The sequence below is a fragment of the Lacinutrix cladophorae genome (genome assembly GCF_053604645.1).
In genome coordinates this window covers 24,558-47,088 of the sequence record NZ_JBSHNR010000073.1, presented here as the reverse complement: position 1 = coordinate 47,088, position 22,531 = coordinate 24,558, and the positions used below count along the sequence as shown (strand labels likewise).

Annotated in this window: 23 protein-coding genes; 11 read left to right on the top strand and 12 right to left on the bottom strand. The window is 31.1% G+C overall.

The genetic code is table 11. The annotated features are described in order from the left end of the window. Positions 1-47: 47 nt before the first annotated feature. Positions 48-482: a hypothetical protein gene (locus ACVC3Y_RS02305; protein WP_303426311.1), complete on the top strand. Its 435-nt coding sequence runs from the start codon at positions 48-50 to the stop codon at positions 480-482. On the opposite strand, the gene mnmD is transcribed toward ACVC3Y_RS02305, so the two are convergent. Genes mnmD through ACVC3Y_RS02290 form a run of 3 tightly spaced genes read right to left on the bottom strand, consistent with a single transcriptional unit; the run spans position 483 to position 2,113 of the window. After that, entirely contained in the window at positions 483-1,157 is a 675-nt protein-coding gene (mnmD, locus tag ACVC3Y_RS02300) for a tRNA (5-methylaminomethyl-2-thiouridine)(34)-methyltransferase MnmD (protein ID WP_303426310.1), read from the bottom strand. A gap of 8 nt (positions 1,158-1,165) precedes the next feature. Further along, positions 1,166-1,597 carry a hypothetical protein gene (locus ACVC3Y_RS02295; RefSeq protein ID WP_452226003.1) on the bottom strand — a complete coding sequence of 144 codons (432 nt, stop codon included), beginning with the start codon at positions 1,595-1,597 and terminating at the stop codon, positions 1,166-1,168. After that, positions 1,598-2,113 (bottom strand): DUF4920 domain-containing protein, encoded by a 516-nt coding sequence (locus tag ACVC3Y_RS02290; RefSeq protein WP_303426307.1) that lies wholly within the window; start codon positions 2,111-2,113, stop codon positions 1,598-1,600. It lies immediately after the preceding gene. A gap of 141 nt (positions 2,114-2,254) precedes the next feature. Between ACVC3Y_RS02290 and ACVC3Y_RS02285 the strand changes: the two genes are divergently transcribed. Continuing rightward, positions 2,255-3,298 (top strand): branched-chain amino acid aminotransferase, encoded by a 1,044-nt coding sequence (locus ACVC3Y_RS02285; RefSeq protein WP_303426306.1) that lies wholly within the window; start codon positions 2,255-2,257, stop codon positions 3,296-3,298. Positions 3,299-3,347: 49 nt separating this feature from the next. On the opposite strand, the gene ACVC3Y_RS02280 is transcribed toward ACVC3Y_RS02285, so the two are convergent. Beyond that, positions 3,348-3,734, bottom strand: a complete 387-nt coding sequence (locus tag ACVC3Y_RS02280) for a nucleoside triphosphate pyrophosphohydrolase family protein (RefSeq protein ID WP_303426305.1) — start codon at positions 3,732-3,734, stop codon at positions 3,348-3,350. A 495-nt stretch (positions 3,735-4,229) separates the two neighbouring features. On the opposite strand from ACVC3Y_RS02280, the gene ACVC3Y_RS02275 reads away from it, so the two are divergent. Continuing rightward, complete coding sequence (locus ACVC3Y_RS02275; RefSeq protein ID WP_452226002.1) at positions 4,230-5,267, top strand: SRPBCC family protein; 1,038 nt, start codon at positions 4,230-4,232, stop codon at positions 5,265-5,267. A 69-nt stretch (positions 5,268-5,336) separates the two neighbouring features. Then, positions 5,337-5,702 (top strand): fluoride efflux transporter CrcB, encoded by a 366-nt coding sequence (gene crcB, locus ACVC3Y_RS02270; protein ID WP_303426300.1) that lies wholly within the window; start codon positions 5,337-5,339, stop codon positions 5,700-5,702. A gap of 40 nt (positions 5,703-5,742) precedes the next feature. Here the strand turns inward: crcB and ACVC3Y_RS02265 are convergent, their stop codons facing one another. Beyond that, the gene (locus ACVC3Y_RS02265; protein WP_452226001.1) at positions 5,743-6,342 is read right to left on the bottom strand and encodes a DUF1684 domain-containing protein; all 600 of its coding nucleotides are present in this window, start codon (positions 6,340-6,342) and stop codon (positions 5,743-5,745) included. A 277-nt stretch (positions 6,343-6,619) separates the two neighbouring features. On the opposite strand from ACVC3Y_RS02265, the gene ACVC3Y_RS02260 reads away from it, so the two are divergent. Continuing rightward, positions 6,620-7,849, top strand: coding sequence for an MDR family MFS transporter (locus ACVC3Y_RS02260; protein ID WP_452226000.1), 1,230 nt, complete (start codon positions 6,620-6,622; stop codon positions 7,847-7,849). A gap of 190 nt (positions 7,850-8,039) precedes the next feature. Here ACVC3Y_RS02260 and ACVC3Y_RS02255 read toward each other — a convergent pair whose 3' ends face one another. After that, positions 8,040-8,480 carry an Lrp/AsnC family transcriptional regulator gene (locus tag ACVC3Y_RS02255; RefSeq protein ID WP_303426294.1) on the bottom strand — a complete coding sequence of 147 codons (441 nt, stop codon included), beginning with the start codon at positions 8,478-8,480 and terminating at the stop codon, positions 8,040-8,042. A 117-nt stretch (positions 8,481-8,597) separates the two neighbouring features. On the opposite strand from ACVC3Y_RS02255, the gene ACVC3Y_RS02250 reads away from it, so the two are divergent. Then, complete coding sequence (locus tag ACVC3Y_RS02250; RefSeq protein WP_303426293.1) at positions 8,598-8,993, top strand: hypothetical protein; 396 nt, start codon at positions 8,598-8,600, stop codon at positions 8,991-8,993. On the opposite strand, the gene ACVC3Y_RS02245 is transcribed toward ACVC3Y_RS02250, so the two are convergent. From ACVC3Y_RS02245 to ACVC3Y_RS02225, 5 genes are all read right to left on the bottom strand, one after another. Continuing rightward, positions 8,994-9,608 (bottom strand): DEAD/DEAH box helicase, encoded by a 615-nt coding sequence (locus tag ACVC3Y_RS02245; RefSeq protein ID WP_303426291.1) that lies wholly within the window; start codon positions 9,606-9,608, stop codon positions 8,994-8,996. It lies immediately after the preceding gene. 62 nt (positions 9,609-9,670) lie between these two features. Then, complete coding sequence (locus ACVC3Y_RS02240; protein WP_303426289.1) at positions 9,671-10,210, bottom strand: sigma-70 family RNA polymerase sigma factor; 540 nt, start codon at positions 10,208-10,210, stop codon at positions 9,671-9,673. A gap of 245 nt (positions 10,211-10,455) precedes the next feature. Beyond that, a complete protein-coding gene (locus ACVC3Y_RS02235) occupies positions 10,456-10,920 on the bottom strand; it encodes an RES family NAD+ phosphorylase (protein ID WP_303426287.1) in 465 nt (154 codons plus the stop codon). Between the two features lie 10 nt (positions 10,921-10,930). Continuing rightward, a complete protein-coding gene (gene parS, locus ACVC3Y_RS02230) occupies positions 10,931-11,434 on the bottom strand; it encodes a type II RES/Xre toxin-antitoxin system antitoxin (protein ID WP_303426285.1) in 504 nt (167 codons plus the stop codon). A gap of 91 nt (positions 11,435-11,525) precedes the next feature. Further along, on the bottom strand, positions 11,526-11,999 hold the full coding sequence (locus ACVC3Y_RS02225; protein ID WP_452225999.1) for an OsmC family protein: 474 nt from the start codon (positions 11,997-11,999) through the stop codon (positions 11,526-11,528). Between the two features lie 576 nt (positions 12,000-12,575). Here ACVC3Y_RS02225 and ACVC3Y_RS02220 point away from each other — a divergent pair. From ACVC3Y_RS02220 to ACVC3Y_RS02200, 5 genes are all read left to right on the top strand, one after another. Beyond that, the gene (locus ACVC3Y_RS02220; protein WP_452225998.1) at positions 12,576-14,036 is read left to right on the top strand and encodes a sensor histidine kinase; all 1,461 of its coding nucleotides are present in this window, start codon (positions 12,576-12,578) and stop codon (positions 14,034-14,036) included. After that, positions 14,020-14,676 carry a response regulator gene (locus tag ACVC3Y_RS02215; RefSeq protein ID WP_452225997.1) on the top strand — a complete coding sequence of 219 codons (657 nt, stop codon included), beginning with the start codon at positions 14,020-14,022 and terminating at the stop codon, positions 14,674-14,676. Before ACVC3Y_RS02220 ends, ACVC3Y_RS02215 begins: the two co-directional genes overlap by 17 nt. Positions 14,677-14,994: 318 nt before the next feature. After that, the gene (locus ACVC3Y_RS02210; RefSeq protein WP_452225996.1) at positions 14,995-16,044 is read left to right on the top strand and encodes a T9SS type A sorting domain-containing protein; all 1,050 of its coding nucleotides are present in this window, start codon (positions 14,995-14,997) and stop codon (positions 16,042-16,044) included. Between the two features lie 123 nt (positions 16,045-16,167). Then, entirely contained in the window at positions 16,168-17,856 is a 1,689-nt protein-coding gene (locus ACVC3Y_RS02205; protein ID WP_452225995.1) for a T9SS type A sorting domain-containing protein, read from the top strand. A 66-nt stretch (positions 17,857-17,922) separates the two neighbouring features. Then, on the top strand, positions 17,923-18,663 hold the full coding sequence (locus tag ACVC3Y_RS02200; RefSeq protein ID WP_452225994.1) for a T9SS type A sorting domain-containing protein: 741 nt from the start codon (positions 17,923-17,925) through the stop codon (positions 18,661-18,663). Positions 18,664-19,110: 447 nt separating this feature from the next. Here the strand turns inward: ACVC3Y_RS02200 and ACVC3Y_RS02195 are convergent, their stop codons facing one another. Continuing rightward, positions 19,111-22,524 (bottom strand): methylmalonyl-CoA mutase family protein, encoded by a 3,414-nt coding sequence (locus tag ACVC3Y_RS02195; RefSeq protein ID WP_452225993.1) that lies wholly within the window; start codon positions 22,522-22,524, stop codon positions 19,111-19,113. Positions 22,525-22,531: the final 7 nt, after the last annotated feature.

The window sequence follows — 22,531 nt, the reverse complement described above, 5'->3', positions numbered from 1 at the left end:
TTCACAATCTATTATTTTGAGAAAGCCTTAAATCTTAAAAAAGAACAATGAAATTTATTTTTACATTTTTAGTTGCACTTACTTGTGTAGCTTCGAGTTTTAGCCAAGAATCGACCCCATTAAGTTTTGAAAATTTTGAAACCGACTTTTTCACATATAATCCGGTACAGAAAAAGCATGTAACAAATGATCACTTTAGTTTTGCTGAATATGTAATTACAGAAACCAAAAAGTCTTTAAATAGTAATGTAGAAAACTATAGTGTTATTCACTATTGGAATATATTAACTGCCTTAGACATGCTTAAAGAAGATAAGGCTACATTAATTTTAGCTTTTCAAAAATTGGTAGAATTAGAAGGAAGCTGTAAGTATATAGTTAATTATAAAAATAAAATTTCTTTTTACAAAACAATAACCGCAATGTATGATCACTACTATTCGCAATGCAAAAAAAGCAACAGTTTAGTTGGTACCCATTAATTATAATTTAGTTGCTCTTAACATATGTCTTTTTCCAGGAGGGCCTGCCAAACGCTCCAAAGTAAAACCTACACTTCTTAACGCTCTTTTAACGCTTCCTTTTGCTGCATAGGTAACTAATACGCCATTGCTTTTAAGTGCATCAAACATGCTTTTAAAAATTTCTTCTGTCCATAATTCCGGCTGTACTTCTGCGCCAAAAGCATCAAAATAAATAAGATTAAAAACCTCATTTTCGTTTATTTCTGAAAAATCTTTTTTAGCTTTTGTTAGTTTAAAATTAGTAGTTATCTGTTCTTGTACTTCCCAAATAATTTCATGTAATTTTTTGAATAGATGCTCTTTATTTGACGCTTTTAATTCTTCAGCGTAATTAAGTTGTATAAATTCTTCTGTAGTAACAGGAAAAGCCTCTACTCCTATATAGGCTATATTAAGGTTCCATTTTTCGGCCTCCAGTAAAGTCATAAAAGCATTTAAACCTGTACCAAAACCAATTTCAAGAAGGGCTATATTTTCCGAATTGTTTTTAGCAACAAAATGGTGCAATCCGTTTTTAATATAAACATGCTGTGCTTCTTGTATGGCTCCATGTTTGGAATGATATTGTTCATTCCATTCAGGAATATGAATACTTGTAGAGCCGTCTTCTGTAATTATTATTTTACGTTTCAATAAAAGAACTATTTAATTAATAGCTTTTTAATTCTTGGAATTGGCCCTGTACACTCTGTTTGATGACAAGAAATACATAACCCAACAGCATTATTAAACCTGTCTTTTATTGGAAGATTAGATTGGGAATTAAAAACTTCCTTTTCTGCAGTAACAAAGAGGGAAGAGAAAGCTTGAAATCTCTCACTTCTAGATTTAAAATCGGAAAGTTCTGCAGTATGAATTTCTAAAAAATCTAATGGGAACTCTGTTGGTATTTCACCTGCAATAATTTCTTTTTTAATCTTTAAATTATGCGCATACATTTTGTTCATGAGTATAGCCATTTCGGATGGCTCATACATATCATAAACTTTTTTTTCTTTTTTCTCGACTTGTTTTTCTTTTGTATTACAACTTACCAAAAAAGTGAAACAAACCAACCAAATTAGCTTTTTCATTTATAACGCTTCTTCAACAAGTAAAACACCATCTGCTTCAAAAGAATACGTTTTTTTAGATTCTGTAATTAAAGCAATTTCTTCTGCAGATTTCCCAGCATCTTCTGCATAATGACGCAACTCTTCAACTGGCACTTCGTTAACATATGCTTTTCCGTTTATAATAACTTCTTGTCCTGCAATATTTTTTGGCATAAAAAAACCATAGTCTTTAAATTTAACCATCACCTGCTCCCCATTCTCTAGGTCTAATTTCATCCAGCAACCTTTTGCCTGACAAACATCGCCTACTTTCGCTATCATTTTAGAGTTAATACTATCTCCAACTTTCATAGACTTATAATGTTCTGCCATAGATTTTGCTGTTATAGCATCGTCTGCAATAATTTCTTTACCAAAAGATTTATAAGCAGTTTCTTTTTTTGTTTCCTCTACAACAACAGTTTCTTTTTTTGTTTCTTCTTTACATGCTACAAAAACCGTTAAGAACATCATTATTAGTGCTATTTTTTTCATTTGTTTATATTTTACACATTAGTTTTTTAAAGCCCTAAAGATAGTGTTTTTTAAAATAATTAATCTTTTTTATACCACTATTATTCTGTAAATTTGTTTCCTTATATTAGCTATTAATATCAAGAAAAAATTGTAAAAAAAATGGATATACTAAAAGTAGAGAAGTCTAGAATAGATAATGTAGATTTTGAAAATATTGACTTTGGTCGTGAATTTACAGACCATATGTTTACTTGCGATTTTAAAGATGGAAAGTGGCAAACACCTAAAATAACCCCTTATCAACCGCTTACTATAGATCCTTCTGCTAGAGTTTTTCATTATGGACAAGCTGTTTTTGAAGGAATGAAAGCTTTTAAAGATGAAAATGATGCTGTTTGGTTATTTAGACCAGAAGACAATTTTAATAGAATAAATATTTCTGCTAAAAGGTTAGCAATGCCTGAATTTCCTAAAGAATACTTTTTTGAAGGACTAGAAACTTTACTAAAATTAGATAAGGAATGGGTTAAAAAAGGGGAAGGCAATGCACTTTATATTAGACCTTTTGTTATTGCATCGGAACCTGCAATCTCTGCATCTCCAGCTAATGAGTACAAATTCATGATTATTTGTTCTCCTGTTAAAGCCTACTATAAAGGTACTGTAAAAGTTGTTATTGCTGAAAAATATAGCCGTTCTGCTGATGGTGGAGTTGGTTTTGCAAAAGCTGCTGGTAATTATGCTGCACAATTTTATCCAACCAATTTAGTACAAGAAGAAGGATATCAACAAGTAATTTGGACAGATGCAAATACGCATGAATATCTTGAAGAAGCAGGAACTATGAATATCTTTTTTAGGGTAAACGACAAACTAATAACTGCTCCAACTAGTGACAGAATTTTAGATGGTATTACAAGAAAAAGTATCCTACAAATTGCTAAAGACAATAATATTGAAATAGAAATTAGACCTGTTACAGTTAAAGAAATAAAAGAGGCTGCAAGAAACGGAAGTCTAAAGGAAATATTTGGTAGTGGTACTGCTGCAGTTGTAAGTCCAATTTCAGCTTTTAAGCATGCGGATGAAGCTTTTGATATTGTGGAACCAGAAAACACATATTATACCATGTTTAAAAAACAACTAAATGATATACAATACAACGTATCAGAAGATAAACACGGATGGCGCTATAAAGTATAATACTAAATGATTTAAACAAAAAAGAGAAGCAATTGCTTCTCTTTTTTGTTTACTTATCTAATATTTCGGCGATATTCGGTTTAAAATAATTTGGCCCTTTAAGCACTTTGCCATCTTCGCGGTAAATAGGTTGCCCATCTTCGCCAAGTTTACTCATATTACTGCGTTGAATTTCGTTAAAAACTTCTTCTATTTTATGTTGCATTCCGTGTTCTATAATAGTTCCGCAAAGTATATACAACATATCACCAAGAGCATCTGCAACCTCCACTAAATCATTACTATTGGCAGCTTCTAGATATTCTTCATTTTCCTCTTTCATTAAATTAAAACGAAGGGTGTTTTTATCTATACCTAAGTCTGCTTTTGGAGCTTCTCTGTGTCCTATTTTAAAAGCAGTATGAAATGCCTTTACAGCTTCTATTTTATTTTTCATATCCTATTTTATTTTTTCATTTCCGTAAAAACGGAAATCTTATGGTTTTGTTTCTTAATTTTGCATAAAAATAGATATATGTTTAGTAATGGTCAAATCGTTTTCGGAATTTTATTTGCAATCGCATTTATTATAGCGATAACATATACCTACAGAAAAGACATTAAACTGCACAAGCAACATTATAAAGGAAGTATCTGGGTTTTAGTTGCTTTTATTTGTTTTATTCTTTTTATAGTTTCTATAAAACACTTCTTTAAATAATTCAGCAAACATTATTTTTGTTTTCTAAAATATTCATTTTCAATAAAAATTTTATGAGCAAAGTTGTAAAAACACTCTTAAACAAAGGTTTACCACATAATGCTTACTGTTACATTTTTTTTATAAATTTCGAAATATTCAAATTTAGTTTTAATAAAGACCTGCAAATCAATCGTTTTCAATACTGAAAAATATTTCATTATATTTGATAATATCTCAAATAAACAAACAATGAAAGCATTTAAATACATTCTTTTCGTTTTACTTATTTTAATTATTGGTTTTTCAATTTATATTGCTGTACAACCAAACAGCTATGATGTAAAACGAACTAAATTAATTAAAGCTCCTGCTAGTATGGTTTTTAATCAGATTAACGATTTTAAAAATTGGGAAAATTGGGGACCATGGAAAGAAGAAGATCCTACCATGACAATTACGTACCCTGAAAACACTTCAGGAATTGGTGGTAATTATTCTTGGGAAGGTGCAGAAGGCCCTGGTTATATGGAAACCATTGCTGTAACACCAAACCAATCTATAGATCAAGAAATATCTTTTGGCGGTATGGAACCAAATGATGTGTATTGGAAATTTAAAGAAGTAGAAGAAGGCACAGAAGTAACTTGGGGAATGAAACATGATAAAATGAATTTTCTCTTTAAAGCTTTTGCTGCAGCGCAAGGTGGAATGGAAAAAAATCTTGGTATCATGTTCGATAAAGGACTTAACAAATTAGACCGTATTGTAACCGAAGCATACGAAAAATTACCTAAAGTAGATTTTAAACTAGGTGATGTTGTTGAAGTTGAGCTACCTGCTCAAAAATTTATTGGATACAAACAAAATACTTCTACAGATATGCCACAAGAAGAAATGACAAAATTGTTTATGGAATTCATGCCTAAAGCTGGATTATATGCAGCTAACAAATTAACACATAACGATTATGTTCCCGGAACTTACTACACCAAATGGGATGAAACAACAAAAGAAGCAGAATTTTACATTGGTTTATTATTAAAAAAAGAAATCCCTCCTGCACAAGGAATGACAGCTTTTAATATACCGGAGGGAAATGCAGTTAAAATTGCTAAATATGGTAATTATGGCTCAGGCGATTATGAAGCACATATGGCTATTGGAAAATACATGCAGGACAAAAAATTAGAGATGAATGGTGAATCTGTATGGGAACTTTATGTAAATGATCCAACCACTGTTAAACCAGAAGAAATTGAAACAGATATTTACTATCCTATTAAATAATTAGTAATATTTAAACCATTAAAACCTTGCAACTAAAATCTGCAAGGTTTTTTATTTACTTTTGTTCTTATGAAGAATTTATTACTTGTATTTGTTGGAGGAGGTTTTGGTAGTGTATTACGTTATATTATTGGGAAATATTTAAACAACAGCCAAAACGGAATCCCTTACGGAACATTTATAGCCAACATTTTAGGAAGTTTACTAATTGGTTTAATCCTTGGTTATGCGCTTAAAAATAACAGTTTATCTTCTAACCAAACCCTACTCTTAGCTACAGGATTTTGTGGTGGATTTACAACCTTCTCTACCTTTGCTTATGAAAATCATATGTTTTTAAAAACTGGTGACTTCACCAGTTTTGCAGTGTATACTATTGCTAGTTTTATATTAGGATTTCTAGCGGTATTTTTAGGAATGTTTTTAACAAAATAATACTGAAATAAAAACGCCACATATCTATTACATAAATAAACTACTTGACAAAAACCTTCACCCCTGCTTCTATACTTTCATCTACATAATTGTCTCTTGGAACAATTGGACAGGAATACTTTTCGTTGTATGCACAATATGGATTATAAGCTTTATTAAAATCAATTACTAAATAATCGTCTTTCGGTATACGCAAATCAATATAACGTCCACCTCCATAAGTAGTATCTCCATTAGTAGTATCTAAAAAAGGTAAAAACAAATAATCTTCAAAACCTTCTTTTTGCATTAAGTCTTGACCTTGATATACTTTTAACTGATATGTTTTTCCATTTAATGGAAACGATAAAACACCAAACACTCGTTCTTTAGAAACACGATTTGTAGTTGTTTTCATCTTAAACCACTTAGAATCTGGTGTTCTTTTTAAAGTAGCAGAAACTACAAAAGTAGAATCAAACTTAAAAAAATCCAGGGTTCTAAAAGTCTTTCTATCTTTAGCTTTTAAAGGCGATTTAGAAGCATCTTTAAAATCTGCATTTTGCTCTCGTTGCCAATCTGTCTCCCCTAATAAAGGTTGTTTTTGTTGCGCACAACTTAGTACAGATGTAAATAAAAATAGATAGAGTAAATACTTCATGTTGAAATTTTTTCGGCTTAAAAATACAATTTCTAATTATTTTGTTTAGCTTTGAATCATAAAATATAAATAAAATGAATTTAGTCATTAAAAATTATAAGCAATATACCTCTTGTAGAGTTACAAGTTGGGCTACTTATATGTTATGATGATGTAAATATCAATTAATACAATATTAAAAGTCCAACTTCGTAGTTGGACTTTTTTATTTTAGGTCTATAAACGAAGTAACCCTTTTGCAAATGAAATAAACCAAGAATCCATTAAACCAACCAACATGAAAACACTATTCCATAACTATATAAACACATTTAAAGGGCTCTCTACTGAAGTATGGTGGCTTGCACTAATAACTTTAATTAATAGAGCAGGAACTATGGTGATACCTTTTCTTTCGCTATATCTAACAGAAGATTTAAACTTTACACTTAAAGATGTTGGCTGGATCATGTCTGCCTTTGGCTTAGGCTCTGTTGTTGGATCTTGGTTAGGAGGAAAATTAACAGACAAAATTGGCTATTACAAAGTAATGGTTAGAAGCCTATTATTTACAGGAATACTATTTGTAGCATTACAATTTTTAAACACTTTCACATCGTTATGTATTGGTATTTTTTTAGTGATGTTAGTTGCAGATATGTTTCGACCAGCAATGTTTGTTGCATTAAGCGCCTACAGTAAACCCGAAAATAAGACCAGAAGCGTAACGCTAATTCGTCTTGCTATAAACTTAGGTTTTTCTGCAGGACCAGCTGTTGGTGGTTTAATTATTACAACAATGAGTTATAGTGGTTTATTTTGGGTAGATGGCATCACATGTATACTTGCCACTTTGGTGCTAATTCTTGTATTAAACCCTAAAAAGGCTAAAATATTAGACAATATTATTGTTGAAAACCCTGACTCTGCATATAATGATAAAGCTTTCTTGATTTTTCTAGTTGCGATGTTCTTGTTTGGCTTTGTTTTTCTGCAATACTTTTCTACCATGCCAATATACTATAGAGAAACACATACTTTAACAGAATTACAAATTGGGTTACTTCTTGGGGCTAACGGATTTTTTATTTTTCTATTAGAAATGCCTTTAATAAAATGGTTAGAAAATTCTAAATACTCTAAATCTAGTTTAATGTTTTTTGGTGCTGCATTAACTGCTTTAAGCTTTATAGTTTTAAACCTAACCACTTGGTCTGGAATTTTAATTATTGGTATGTTTTTAATGACAATTGGTGAAATGATTGCTTTTCCGTTTTCTAATGCATTTGCCATGCAACGTGCAAAAAAAGGGAATCAAGGAGAGTATATGGCTTTATATTCTATAGCGTTTTCTTTTGCTCATATCTTTGGACATAATGCAGGAATGCAGTTTGCCGATGGATTTGGATTTAATAATACATGGTCTATTATGACCTTACTGGGAGTTCTGTGTGCATTATTATTATTTGGTTTAAATATATATATGAAAAAAAACATAACAAAATCGGTACAAAATGATATGTTATAATTTTAGCCCTTTTAGTATTAAGTTGTAATTCATCTAAAAAGAAAACTAAATTGAGAACCTGTTATTATTCTATATAATTTATGAAAAATCTAATATTTTAAAAAGTGCTAATACTTAAACCTATAAATAACTAAAAGTATGTGAGAATTTAAATTACTAATTTATTGATTATTAAAATTTTATACTTCAATCAAAACCTCTTTATTACATTATTTTTAACAACATGTGATAGTACTATTTGTGTTTTACTTTCTCCATATACAATAAGTTGGTCTATAAATGTTTCTAGATGTTTTTGGTTTCTTAAAACAACCTCCATAACAATGTTTTCATTTCCGGTAATTCTATAGCAATTAATCACCTCATCAAAAGTTTTTACTTTTTCTAAAAAAGGTTTTAGTTTCCCCATAAAAGCATGCAAAGTTATAAGTGCTTTTAGTTGGTAACCAACCTCGAAAGGAGAAATTAATGTGATGTGATTTTGAATAATCCCTAAATCTTCCATCTTCTTTATTCGCTCTGAAACTGCAGGAGAAGTAATACCAACCTGTCTACCAATAGCAGCATTAGATTGTCGCGAATTCTCTTGCAAACACTTCAATATCTTCCAGTTAAGATTATCTAAGCTCATTATTAAAGTTTAATATTAAAATAATTTAATTTTTAAAGTAAATATACATTTTTTCTTTAAAATCGAAAGTATTTACTGCTATCTTGTAACTAAATTTGATGGAAATCGAAAAATATCATGTTAGCCCACATCCCATCACATCTTTCAGACCTACCTATATATAAGCAAGCTTTGCATATTTTTATTTTATCTAGAAGTATTTCTACCTATCTAAATCAAGATCTAGCATACTTACAAGAAGATGGTTCAGAAGATGCAAATATTTATTTTTCTGGAGATATTGTTCAGCATTCGGTTTCTTTAGCGCCAGAAATTATTAATGCAGAAATGGAACGCTATTCGGATAAAAAACACAAACATATTGCTTCTGTTAGAAAATTAACGAACAGATTATATAGTCACTGTAGACGTTTAGAAAAATGTAATAGTAACGGCAAGGATTATATTCCTATTTTAAGAAAAGAACTTAAAACCTTTAAAAAATTACAAAATAGTTGGATGCTAACTTTGTAATTATTTAGCTTCAATTGTTTGCGAATTATACATAATAGTATCTTGAAGACGTTCAAACTTAGGATGCATTTTTTCTGCTAAAAGCACATATTGACATTTCTGTAAGCTCTCTGTTACTCGCAAAACATCGTTATGATAATTATTTCGTATTAAAAACTCTGCATCTTCTAAAGCTAATAATTTAAGTTGTCCTAAATGCAAACTATTCATAAAATATAATTTATTTAAACGTTTTGGTGTTGCTATTAAAACATCGACTCCATAATAAATTTCCTCACGTTGTTGGTCTAAAGTTTGCTCATCGTAAGCGGCATAGATTCTTAAATCCATATACTTGGTAAATTTTTCAAACGTTTCTTTTAGATCTAACGCTGCTTGTTTGTCTTTTACAATAATCAATGCTCTAGGCGAATCTTCAAAAGCAGCTGCTTTTAATTTATGAATGATGGCAATGATTAAAATAGTAGTCTTTCCAGCCCCTTTTGGTGCTAATCCATATACATTTGCTCCTCCTTTTATTTTTGGTAATATTTCTTTCTGAAAAGGTAAAGGCGCCTCATAATTTAATGTTTCTAAAGCTTCTTTTAGTACTGGGTTTAATTTTTTAAAGGACATGTTACGTAAATTTGAAGTTGTAAAACAAAATGAATCATCTTAATTCTGCACAAAGGTACATATTAATGACACATTTTGCAGTCTGCTTTGTCTTTGATTTCACCTACCAAATAACCTTCTTCATTTATTACAAAATCACAACAGTCTACAAAACCTTGCGCAATCATTTTACGTCCACGTTGTATTTGAGATTTTATGGTAGGTAATGGCAAGTGCAATTGCTCAGCAATTTCTTGTTGTTTGACACCTTTTATGTCGCTTAAAAACAATGGATCTCTATACTTTTTAGGCAAGCTTTTAATTATTCCGTGTAAGCAATCGGCTTCGGTATGTTCTAGTTTTTGTTCTTCAAAAACAAAATCTTCGTCTGTGGTTTCATACACCAATTTTTTACTTCCAAAATAGTCTAAAACAGTATACCTTGCTATAGCGAACAACCAAGACTTCAATTTTCCTTCGTCTTTTAACGTATTTAGTTTGGTGTGTACTTTAATGAAAGTTTCCTGGAGTAAATCTTCAGCAACAGCGACATCTTTTACTTTACTAAGAATAAAATATTTAATGTCGTCTGCATGTAATTTCCAAATGTCTTGAGTATCCATAACCATTTATTAAAATAACGCTAATCTTAGTACAAAGTTACTAAGATTAGCGTTGTTATTACTGTCTTTAAGTATTGCTTAACAGTTACAACTAGTACATGTACAAGAATCGCAAGTACAATTTTGACAATTTCCTTTTGCGCAACCATCACAGTTACACGTGCATTCTTTATTTTTCATAATATAAGAGTTTTATGTTCCTATAATAGACGAGAAAGTATTAAGAAAGATGCATATTATGTAGATTATTTTTTTTGAAAAACTCTAGAATCCACATCTAAAACCCCTGTTTTAATAATTTTCACTTCTTTAATTAGGGAATGCGTTGGGTTTACCAAAATATTATTTGTCATTGGTAAAATAGCGGAAGGTACTTGCATTGCTAAATTCGCATTCGTTTTTAACCAATCTGTTCCAAATTGCATAGAATAATTTGAAGGTGGATTATGCCGCCAATTGGTGTCTAATTTAGACTCCTTTAGTTTTGGTGAAATTAAACTATCTGGAACTTGAGCTTCTAAAAACCCAAAATCATTGGTTAAAAACTTAAAATCTATATGCACCAATATTTCTAAAACAGCAAGGGATAGACTTTCGGAAAAATAGACCATATTATATCCTTTCTTATTCCATCGTCCTCCATATAAACGAGCTCCTTCTCCCGATAAATCTTTTAAATATTGTTTTTTTGCTATTCTGTAAATTTTCAAAAGAATTGTTTTAAGAATAAACACCAAATTCAATACGACCAAGCGTATCTTTAATTAAACTTGTACCAAAACTTGTATCTAGAAAATTTATTGGTTTTTGATAATTTAAAACACGTATTTCGCTGTGCAACCAAGAAGTAAAGGCTTCTAGTGTACCAAGCACTTCAATACCTCTAGAAATAACTTCGGCAATTTCTAAAATTTGCTCTGTAGGATATACATTTAATAATTCTACATCGCTTTTTCGCTGTATAGTACGATGGGAAACATGAATTAAAGCACTCATTTTCTCCATCGAAATACCAAGCAAATTACTAATAGTATTTACCACCGATTTTGGTAAACCTTTTCGGGTGATTTCTATGAGATCAAAATCATTAGATATGGTTTGCCCAACTTGCAAGCTACCACCAAGAACACTAATAATTCTATCGTATTTATTTTGTAAATTATAAAAAGCTTCTGGCTCATTTGCCAAATTTTTTATTGCATTTTCAAGTTTAAAATTCTCCATAATCACGACATTTTACACAAATATACGTATTTTTGTCGTCTATTAAGTCGTTTTTACAGTTTTTAACACAACTAATAAAAACAAAAACTAGTTAGAAAACCCTAATTGTGGCGTCATGAGAGATCGGAAAATTACAAGAGTTAGCAATAAAGCATAAGCTATTTGCTTTTTCATGTAAATCGAGTGCTAGCCTTTTTTGATTCGCATTCTTAATAGTTACTATTGGCTTTAATCTCACCATTTTAAAACTTCCGCTTCCTGAACTTTCCACTACCAAATCTCCTTCTGCATCATCTATGTAACTTAAGACTTCTATTTCTTCTTGAGCACACACGTATAAATAAGACATCATGTGACAAGATGCTAAAGCGGATAATAATAAATCTTCCGGGTTATATAATGTATCGTCTCCTCTAAAGGCTTTAGCTGCAGACATTTGTAACGGCATCATTTTATTAGCAATAGCAACGTTAAGGTTTCGACTAAAAGTTCTTGGGTTTTGTGTGCTCCCTCCTTCGTTTATTGCCCAATTTACAGTAGCTTTAAAGGTATGATTGATAGACATTTTTGTTGTTATATTTACTGTTTGTAATAAAGACTCTAAACTTCAAAAAAATATTTTAATTTCGAATGCCATGTGTCCTTAATAATTTTCCTATTATCAATATAGTACTTCAAAATGATACAAAACCATTCTTTTTTGATGTGAAACTTATTTTCTTCAAAGCTAACATTCAATTTAAATAGTAACTTTGAAAAAATTTTCATGCATATGAAGCATTAAAGTTTAATACTGTAAATAAAAACCAAATCGTTCTAGTTATCCTATCTTTAAATTAAAGATAACTAACAACTATTAAAACCAATAAACCAACTTGAGAGTTTTTTTTTAATTCTATCTGTAGTCAATTACGCATACTGTTATAGTCAAACTAGTACTTATGATGCGTTTCATAATAGAATAGAAAACCTCATTTTTTATCACGAACACGCTAAGGTTCTAGACGAAATAAATTTTGTTTTAGCCAATAAACCTAAAAATTATAGTGAAGAACAAATAGACAATTTAAAAGTATTAAAAGTTAAAGTTCTTGTAGATGCCAACTTGGTAGATGAAGGATTAGCGCTTTCTAATAAAATTTTGTCACAAAATCATTTAACAGAGTACCATCTCACCAATTTATTTATAGAACGAGCACTTATTTTTGAAATTATAGAAGACTTTCCAAGCGCTTTTGAAAATCTTACATTGGCAAAAAAATATATCGATAAAAGTGAGCGCATCAAAAATAAATATTATGCTACCTGGCTTATAAGAGTTTCCTCTTGGCATCGAGTTCAAAAAAAAAGAAATAAATCGTTTCAATTTGCCTTAAAAGCAAAACAATTTGCCGATGAGCAAAACGACACAAGTAAAAGTTCTGAAGCAGGTACCCTTTTGGCTTTCTACTATTCTAATAAAAAAAACTATACTAAATCTATTCAACTACATAATCAAGCAATTGCTGTAGGAAAGGATATTAACAACAAGATAAGCGTCACCTATTTATATCTAAACATTAGTAAAATATATGAAGAACTAGACAATGAAGCACTAGCACATAAATATATTGACTCTGCATATAACCATATTAAAAACACCAAGTATCTGGAAATTAAAGCAGCAAGTTATTTTAAAAAAAGTGATGTTTTTGAAGCGCAAAAAAAACTAGATTCTGCTTTCTATTACTACAAAAATGCTGTAGCATTTGAAAAAGCGCACAATTTAAACCTGAAAACGATAAAAATAAATGAGCAAAATTTAGAATTTGAACTTGAAAAAGAAAAAATTCATAAAGAAGAAATTGTTACAGAAAATAAAACTTTACAACAAAATCTGTTGCTAATACTCATTATAGCCATTGTATTATTTGCATTCTTAATTCAAGAAAACAGAAGAAAAAAACAAATAGACAAACAAAAATTAATCATTGAAAAAGACGCTATTGCATTAGAAAAAACGGTAAAAGACAAAACATTCTTAATCCATGAAATTAACCATAGAGTAAAAAATAATTTAGCCGTTATTTTGAGTTTGATAGAAATCCAAGGACAAGAAAACAATAAGTCTTCTGAAGAACTTATTAAACAACTGCATGACCGAGTAAATACAATAGCTATTGGGCACCAACTCTTTTCTTATGACATGGAAACTACAAAAACATCATTTGTAGATGTAGAAGAATACGCAACAAATATTTTTGAAACGAAGCGATCTATTACAACTAAAAAATTTAATTATAAATTAGAATCCACCAATATTGAATTAAAAGTAGATATCGCATTGCCTTTCGGTTTGGTATTAAATGAACTCATTACAAATTCTATAAAACATGCTAAACCATCTAAAAACAAAGACCTTGAACTCCAATTACATTTCGTTTTAAAAGACCAAAATATAGAAGTCATTTATAACGATAATGGTACTTATTTTCCAGATAATGCCCACCCAGAAGCTATGGGTATTTACATTATAAAAGGTATGCTCAACCAAATTTCAGGAACTTATACCAGAAAACAAAGTACTTTTTTTATTACCATACCTTATGCAAAAACAAGTTAATATCCTTATTGTAGAAGACGAAATGCTCATTGCTTATTCCATACAAAAAATGGTTCAAAAGCATTTTAACTGTATTGCTGTGGTTAAAAACTATGATGAGGCCTTACAAGTATTAGAAAATCAAACTGTAGACTTAGCACTTATAGACATTACATTAAACAATAGCAAAAGCGGGATAGACATTGCGAAACAAATAAATAAAAACTATAAAATTCCTTTTATTTACTTAACAGCCTCTACAGATGAAGCTACAGTAACAAAAGTGATACAAACAACACCAAGTGCCTATATTTCTAAACCTGTACAAGAAACCAATGTTATTACTGCTATAAAATTAGCGCTAGCAAATACCTCTTCAAATAATATTGTATTAACTATAGGCAAAAAAGAATATCATATAGATATGGATCAATTTTTATTTGCAACATCAGAAGGCGTTTACATTACATTGCATTTTACCCAATCTAAACCAATGTTATTAAGAACAACATTTGCACAACTACAAACACAAGCACCAGAAAGTAATTTTAAACGCATTAATAAAAGCGAAGCTATTAATCCAAAATGTATTACCAAAAGAGATTCTAAAAGAGTGTTTTTAGACAATAAAACCTTTAAAATCTCAAAAACATATTGGTAATTACAAGTTTAAAACACGTTTCATAACAAAAAAAAGGAGTTTCATAACATTTTTTTTTATTACCGAAGGTAAGCATCTATTATTGTTTAAAATTAGTAACCCAAAACATTAGTAACTGCATCCTATCATGAAACCTACATTTTACTCTAGTACAATTCTTTTTAACACATATTTCCTTTTTATAAATAAGTAAAACAGTTACGCTATTTATAAATACGGATTCTAGGCAGCCCTTTTTTGAGCTTACTACCTAAACACCTACACAAACATCTTTACAAAAATTAAAAAGCAAAAATTAACCCTTAAATTATTTATTAAATGAAACAAATTTACATTTTTACATCAATTTTATTTTTAACATTCATTAATTTAAATGCTCAAACTTCAGATTTCATAACGAATTTATCTGGTCCTAGAGGCTTGATTTTAAATGGTAATGATTTATACATTGCTGAAACAAGCGCTGGTAAAATTTCAAAAGTAGACATTACATCCTCTAACCCAGTAGCAATAGAAGTTGTAACTGGTTTAAATGCTCCAACAGAATTCGTCTTGTCTAATAATTTTTTATATTTCTCACAGTCAAACGGTGGTAAGATTTCAAAAATTAATATTTCCACAACCAACCCAACAGTAGTCGATGTTATAACTGGTTTAAATTTACCAACGGGATTAGCGCTTAGTGGAAATGATTTATATATAAGTGAAGCAAATGGGGGGAAAATTTCCAAAATTGATATTACTTCTGCTAATCCTACAGTTTCAGATGTAGTAACTGGTCTAACTAGTCCTTATGATATAATTATTAATGGTAATGATCTGTTAATAGCAGATTTTAATGATAACAAGATTTCAAAAATTGACATTACAACGGCTAACCCAACAGTAACAGATGTGATAACTGGTTTAAATACACCAACAGGATTAGCTATTATTGGAAATGACTTATATATAAGTGAAGCAAATGGGGGGAAAGTTTCTAAAACTGATATAACTTCTTCTAGTCCTACATTAACAGATGTGGTAACTGGTTTGTCTGGAAATTTTGGGATAGAAAGAGCTGAAAACTCATTATTTATTAATGAGTTTAGTACAGGTAAAATTATAAAATTTACATCACTAACTTTATCAGTTGAAAATGTTTTGCTAACTAATAAAATAATCGCTTATCCTAACCCAGCAAAAAACGTTATTGCTATAAATGGTTTACAAACTGAAGAAAACTACACCATTTATAACACTTTAGGTCAAGAAGTAAAAAAAGGAGCTGTAACCAATAACACGAAAATTAATATTCAAAACTTAAATATTGGTTTATACTTTTTAAAGTTTGAAAAAGGAAATACATTAAAATTTATAAAAGAATAAGCTTAAAAAACGTCTGCTGTCATTAGAGTAATTCATTCCTCTAGTGGCAGCAGACTTATATATTAAACAACCCAAAAAACCACGCATAACTCTAAAACACCGTTAGCAAAAACCAATTATCTTATGAAAAAAACTACTTTAAACCTTTTACTATTATTACTTTTTACAGTATCCATACATGCACAAACTACGTATACTTTTACAGGAGCCGCCGGAGCTTATTGGGAGGATACTGGCAATTGGTCGCCTTCTTATCCTGGTACAAACATAAACGCTGGAGACACTGTTATTATTAACGATATTGTGATAGCTAATAATTTAATTACAAATTATGGCTCTATTGAAATAAATAGCGTATTCCAGGTTTATGATTTCACTAATCATGGTTCAATTTTACAAGGAGGTATTAATGATGGTGCTTTAGCTACATATGCAAATTTTACAAATACAACATCTGGTATCATTAATGTAACAAATTTTAATTATTACGGAAGTACAATAAATAATTATGGCGATATTACTTGTTTTTATGGATTGGCTGAAGAAGCTACTATTAATAATGATGGTACCTATAGAAATACGGGTGTATTGTATGTAGATTTATCAACATTTACCAACAATGGTACGCTAACAGGAGTGAATACAGAGCATACTAGTAACTTTAGTAATGCAGGTATTTTAAGTCCTGGTAATTCTCCTGGAACTTATACGTTTAGTAACGATTATACGCATGAAGCTACTGCCACATTAATCACAGAATTAGAGAGCACCACAAGTTATGACAAAGTATTTAGTAATGGCAACGTAACTCTAGGAGGCACACTAGACGTAATCCTTTTAAATGGTTTTACACCTAGTGTTGGAGACAGTTTTACCATTGTAACTGCTAGTAGTATTTCAGGTACTTTTGATACCTTAAATTTACCTGCTGGTTACGAATGGAGTGTTAGTTATACAACCACAGAGGTTATATTAGGGGTAACAGGGTTAACACAAACTTTTACATCTCTTTTCGATGCTTATTCTGCATCACAAATGGTAGGGTTTTCTGAAGGTATTTACAATTTTAATGTTAATGGTAATCTATTTAGCAGTTATGTTGATAGTGAAGGGTTTGTTTTAGTAGCTTCTGCAGATTTGTCTGAAGTAAATGATACATCAGGTTACACGCAAGTGTCTTCTATGACCTTACAAAGCGATGATATTTTGTCTCAAGCTATTGTTGCAGCATTATCACCTACTGAATTAAAATTAAATTCTTCATCTGGAGTTGCCATTAATAGAACAACTACCAATCAAACCATGTTAACTAGATTTTCTAACTATGAAATATTATCTAGAACACCTGGTGATGTTGCACTTTGGTCTGGTACAGGTGGTGCAATTAATTTTAATAATAATGTGTCTGCAGCAAGCTTGAATATGATAATTTGGCATTCATCAGGTGCTTCCAATAATTTACATTGGTTTCCAAATACAAACCCAGAAGGAAGTTTACAAGGAGATGGATTTAGTGTATCGGCTAATGATACGGAAATGAATCTTTGGACAAGAAGCACTTCTAATCCAACCTTGTCCACAATAGATTTTGATTTAGCTAACATCTCTTTATATCCTAACCCAGCAAAAAACGTTATTACTATAAATGGTTTACATACTGAAGAAAACTATACAATATATAACACTTTAGGTCAAGAAGTAAAAAAAGGAAGTGTTACAAACAATACTAAAATGGATATTCAAAACTTAAATATTGGTTTATACTTTTTAAAGTTTGAAAAAGGGGAGACTATTAAATTCTTGAAAGAATAAACAATTGGAGTAATAGTTAGTTAGCAAACATTAAAAAACGAGTATTAACAATTAAATTTTTAACAAATGAAACAAAATTATCTTTTTACATTATTACTGTTCTTATTTAGTATTTATACAGTGAAATCCCAAATAGCAGCTACTTATGAAGGTATCAATGCAGGTAGTTTATCTGGAGTTCCTTTTACATTTACAAACACTACAACTTCGATATTTGAGACAAATCTTGATGGATCAGGATTTTCAGCAGCACCTATTTCTGGGACTACGGAAACATTTGATGTTCCAGGTAACGACAATTGGACTGTTACTTTTAATCAACCAATATCAAATTTAAGGCTATATTGTAGATGGTTTAGAAACACTTTATTTGAATTCGATCAGCCTTTTACAATTTTATCAAGCGATGGAAATTTAACAAATCCTACTGGAAATCAACTAAACTCAACTTTTTGGGCTAATGGAATTATTGAATTTACTAATCCCATCACAACACTAAGTTTAACTTATATATCTGGTAATACTGATGCTGTAGCATTTACTTTTGGGCTTCCCCAAACATTATCGACAGACATTGAATTAAGCTCTATCACTAATGTAAGATTATTTCCTAATCCTTCAACTGATTTTATTCAAATATCCGGTTTAAAAGAAAATGAGGAATATACAATTTATAATATATTAGGTGAGAAAATTAAAAACGGTACTATTTCTGAGAGTGACAAAATTGACATTAGAGATTTTACGACTGGATTATATTTCTTAAAACTTAGAAAGAAATCGATTATTAAGTTTTTAAAAGAGTAAAAAACGTTTGCTAACAATGTATAATCGCAATTACGGCGGATTCGACTAGGTCCGAATCCACTCGGAATTGCTAAAGTCTGTGCCAAATCGAAAATTAACGCATATTAACCCGTAACTGACGGTTATACGTAAACGTTATATCTAGAAAGTCTTAATTTAAAAACACTACATTTTCTAATTATAAAGTAAAATTACAACTAAATAAAAAACCCAAGCCTAAGCGCTTGGGTTTTTTAATTCTAAGATTCCAAAACAATTTTGGGATAAGCGATTCGCACCATTTTATAGAATAAGATAAATGGGCTCTCTGAGATCCCAAAATAAGTTTGGGATAAGCGATTCGCACACTTTTCAGAAAAATGAAATGTGGCTCTCTGAGATCCCAAAAACGAGTTTGGGATAAGCGATTCGCTCACTTTTCGTGAAAAACGAAAAGTGGCTCTCTGCTTACATATTTCGTCTATACTGCCCTCCTACTTCAAACAACGCCGAAGTAATTTGACCTAAACTACATACTTTACAAACATCCATTAAAGCTTCAAAAATATTTTCGTTACTAATAGCTTTGTCTTGTAAATCTTTCAATAAAGCTTTAGTATCGTTTGCTTGATGTAAATGCTCTAGCGTTTTTATCTGAAATTGCTTCTCTTCTTCTGTGGCACGAATCACTTCCGCAGGAATAACCGTTGGAGATCCTTTAGAACTCAAGAACGTATTCACTCCTATAATTGGGAATTTTCCGTTATGTTTTAAGGTTTCATAATACAAACTTTCTTCTTGAATTTTAGAACGTTGGTACATGGTTTCCATAGCACCAAGAACACCTCCTCTTTCTGTAATTCTGTCAAACTCGGTTAATACCGCTTCTTCTACTAAATCGGTTAATTCTTCAATAATGAAAGATCCTTGAATTGGATTTTCGTTTTTATTTAATCCTAACTCTTTATTGATAATGAGTTGAATGGCCATTGCACGTCTAACCGATTCTTCCGTTGGCGTGGTAATGGCTTCGTCATAAGCATTAGTATGTAATGAGTTACAGTTATCGTAAATAGCATACAAAGCTTGCAACGTTGTACGTATATCATTAAAGTCAATTTCTTGTGCATGTAAGCTTCGCCCAGAGGTTTGAATATGATACTTCAACATTTGCGCTCTGGCATTTGCTCCATACTTATGCTTCATGGCTTTTGCCCAAATTTTTCTTGCTACACGACCAATTACTGCGTATTCTGGATCAATTCCGTTAGAGAAAAAGAACGATAAGTTCGGTCCAAATTTATTGATATCCATGCCACGACTTAAATAGTATTCCACGTACGTGAAACCATTAGATAAAGTAAGCGCTAATTGCGTAATTGGATTGGCTCCTGCTTCTGCAATATGGTATCCCGAAATAGAAACCGAATAGAAGTTACGTACATTATTCTCGATAAAATATTCTTGCACATCTCCCATTAAACGCAAAGCAAATTCTGTTGAAAAAATACAAGTATTTTGTGCTTGATCTTCTTTTAAAATATCTGCTTGCACCGTTCCTCTAACTTGTGCAATGGTATTCTTTTTAATTTCTGCATAAATGTCTGCTGGCAACACTTGATCTCCAGTAACACCAAGAAGCATTAAACCTAAACCATTGTTCCCTTCTGGTAATTCGCCATTATAAGAAGGACGTTCTTTGCCTTTATAGATTTTTGCAATTTTTGTCTCTACTTCTTTTTGTAAACCATTTTCTTTAATGTAAAATTCGCATTGTTGGTCTATAGCTGCATTCATAAAAAAGCCAAGCAACATAGGTGCAGGACCATTAATTGTCATACTTACTGACGTCATAACATTTGCCAAGTCGAAACCAGAATACAGTTTTTTAGCATCGTCTAAACAACAAATAGAAACGCCTGCATTACCAATTTTTCCGTAGATATCCGGACGTAAATCTGGATCGTTTCCATAAAGTGTTACACTATCAAAAGCGGTCGACAAACGTTTTGCTGGCAACCCTGCACTTACATAATGAAAACGTCTGTTGGTACGTTCTGGACCTCCTTCACCAGCAAACATTCTTGCTGGATCTTCTCCTGTACGTTTAAACGGATATAATCCGGAAGTATATGGGAATTCTCCTGGCACATTTTCTTGTAAACACCATTTTAATAAATCGCCCCAAGCTTGGTACTTTGGAAGTGCGATTCTTGGTATTTGTAAATGCGAAAGCGATTCCGAATGTGTCTCAATTTTAATCTCTTTATCTCTTACTTTAAAGCTATAAATAGGGTTTTTATATTTGTTTACTTTTTCATCCCAACCAGTAATCACTTCCCAATTATAAGGGTCTAAGTTTAGTTTTACTCTGTCGAATTCGGAAACTAATAGTCTTATAAAATCCTTGTTCTCTTCGGTTGTTGTAAAAGAATCTGAAGCAATTCCTGCTTTATCTAATTGTGGTGTTGTATTTAAAACAGATTCTAATGTTTTATAAATTCCGTAAAGTTTTTGAGCAACTTCTACTTGTGTATTAGCTGTTTTATCGTAAGCACGGTTATTTTCAGCAATTTCAGAAAGATAACGCGTTCTTGAAGGAGGAATTACGAATATCTTTTCACTCATTTGGTCTGAAATGTGGAAAGTAGATTTTAAAACAGAATCCGCTTTCTCTACTAGCTTATCCATGATTGCTTTGTATAGCGTATTCATTCCTGGGTCGTTAAACTGAGAAGCTATTGTACCATAAACTGGCAAATCTTCTTGCGGAATATCCCAAAGATTATTGTTGCGCATGAATTGTTTTTTCACATCACGCAAGGCATCTAATGCACCTCGTTTGTCAAATTTATTTATGGCAACTAAATCTGCAAAATCCAACATATCAATTTTTTCTAATTGTGTTGCTGCACCAAACTCTGGAGTCATTACGTATAGAGAAACATCCGAATGCTCTATGATTTCGGTATCCGATTGTCCAATACCTGAAGTTTCTAAAATAATTAAATCATATTCGGCTGCCTTTAAAACCTGAACTGCTTCGTTTACATATTTTGATAATGCCAAATTAGATTGACGTGTAGCCAAGCTACGCATGTAAACTCTTGGCGAATTAATCGCATTCATTCGAATTCTGTCTCCTAAAAGTGCACCTCCAGTTTTTCGTTTAGAAGGATCTACAGAAACTAGACCTATTGTTTTGTCTGGGAAATCGATTAAAAAACGACGAACCAGTTCATCTACTAACGATGATTTTCCAGCTCCACCAGTTCCTGTAATACCCAAAACTGGGGTGTTAGAATTTTTATTTTTGATATGAATTTTATCTAAAGTCACTTTAGCTACTTCTGGAAAATTTTCGGCAGAAGAAATTACTCTAGCAATTGCTTTTGGATTTTTAGTTGGCAAAATATCTATTTCTCCATTTAAAGTATCCCCAATTGCAAAATCAGATTTTTCAACCAAATCATTAATCATACCTTGTAATCCCATAGCTCGACCATCATCTGGCGAGTAAATTCGTGCAATACCATAATCCATTAATTCTTTAATTTCAGAAGGAAGAATTACACCTCCACCACCACCAAAAATCTGAATGTGTTGTGCCCCTCTTTCTTTTAAAAGATCGTACATGTATTTAAAATACTCGTTATGACCACCTTGATATGAAGTTAAACAAATAGCATTTGCATCTTCTTGAATTGCAGTATTCACCACCTCATCTACACTCCTATCATGGCCTAAATGAATTACCTCAACTCCCGTAGATTGAATAATACGACGCATAATGTTAATAGATGCATCGTGACCATCAAATAAGGCTGCTGCAGTTACAATTCTAACTTTATGTTTTGGCTTGTATGGTTTTGCTTGTATCATTCTTAAA

Excerpts from the sequence above, each read along its gene's own strand:
- ACVC3Y_RS02305 (WP_303426311.1), top strand. The coding sequence starts at position 48 with ATGAAATTTATTTTTACATTTTTAGTTGCACTTACTTGTGTAGCTTCG.
- ACVC3Y_RS02295 (WP_452226003.1), bottom strand. The coding sequence starts at position 1,597 with ATGAAAAAGCTAATTTGGTTGGTTTGTTTCACTTTTTTGGTAAGTTGT.
- ACVC3Y_RS02290 (WP_303426307.1), bottom strand. The coding sequence starts at position 2,113 with ATGAAAAAAATAGCACTAATAATGATGTTCTTAACGGTTTTTGTAGCA.
- ACVC3Y_RS02285 (WP_303426306.1), top strand. The coding sequence starts at position 2,255 with ATGGATATACTAAAAGTAGAGAAGTCTAGAATAGATAATGTAGATTTT.
- ACVC3Y_RS02280 (WP_303426305.1), bottom strand. The coding sequence starts at position 3,734 with ATGAAAAATAAAATAGAAGCTGTAAAGGCATTTCATACTGCTTTTAAA.
- ACVC3Y_RS02275 (WP_452226002.1), top strand. The coding sequence starts at position 4,230 with ATGAAAGCATTTAAATACATTCTTTTCGTTTTACTTATTTTAATTATT.
- crcB (WP_303426300.1), top strand. The coding sequence starts at position 5,337 with ATGAAGAATTTATTACTTGTATTTGTTGGAGGAGGTTTTGGTAGTGTA.
- ACVC3Y_RS02265 (WP_452226001.1), bottom strand. The coding sequence starts at position 6,342 with ATGAAGTATTTACTCTATCTATTTTTATTTACATCTGTACTAAGTTGT.
- ACVC3Y_RS02260 (WP_452226000.1), top strand. The coding sequence starts at position 6,620 with ATGAAAACACTATTCCATAACTATATAAACACATTTAAAGGGCTCTCT.
- ACVC3Y_RS02255 (WP_303426294.1), bottom strand. The coding sequence starts at position 8,480 with ATGAGCTTAGATAATCTTAACTGGAAGATATTGAAGTGTTTGCAAGAG.
- ACVC3Y_RS02250 (WP_303426293.1), top strand. The coding sequence starts at position 8,598 with ATGTTAGCCCACATCCCATCACATCTTTCAGACCTACCTATATATAAG.
- ACVC3Y_RS02245 (WP_303426291.1), bottom strand. The coding sequence starts at position 9,608 with ATGTCCTTTAAAAAATTAAACCCAGTACTAAAAGAAGCTTTAGAAACA.
- ACVC3Y_RS02240 (WP_303426289.1), bottom strand. The coding sequence starts at position 10,210 with ATGGATACTCAAGACATTTGGAAATTACATGCAGACGACATTAAATAT.
- parS (WP_303426285.1), bottom strand. The coding sequence starts at position 11,434 with ATGGAGAATTTTAAACTTGAAAATGCAATAAAAAATTTGGCAAATGAG.
- ACVC3Y_RS02225 (WP_452225999.1), bottom strand. The coding sequence starts at position 11,999 with ATGTCTATCAATCATACCTTTAAAGCTACTGTAAATTGGGCAATAAAC.
- ACVC3Y_RS02215 (WP_452225997.1), top strand. The coding sequence starts at position 14,020 with ATGCAAAAACAAGTTAATATCCTTATTGTAGAAGACGAAATGCTCATT.
- ACVC3Y_RS02210 (WP_452225996.1), top strand. The coding sequence starts at position 14,995 with ATGAAACAAATTTACATTTTTACATCAATTTTATTTTTAACATTCATT.
- ACVC3Y_RS02205 (WP_452225995.1), top strand. The coding sequence starts at position 16,168 with ATGAAAAAAACTACTTTAAACCTTTTACTATTATTACTTTTTACAGTA.
- ACVC3Y_RS02200 (WP_452225994.1), top strand. The coding sequence starts at position 17,923 with ATGAAACAAAATTATCTTTTTACATTATTACTGTTCTTATTTAGTATT.
- ACVC3Y_RS02195 (WP_452225993.1), bottom strand. The coding sequence starts at position 22,524 with ATGATACAAGCAAAACCATACAAGCCAAAACATAAAGTTAGAATTGTA.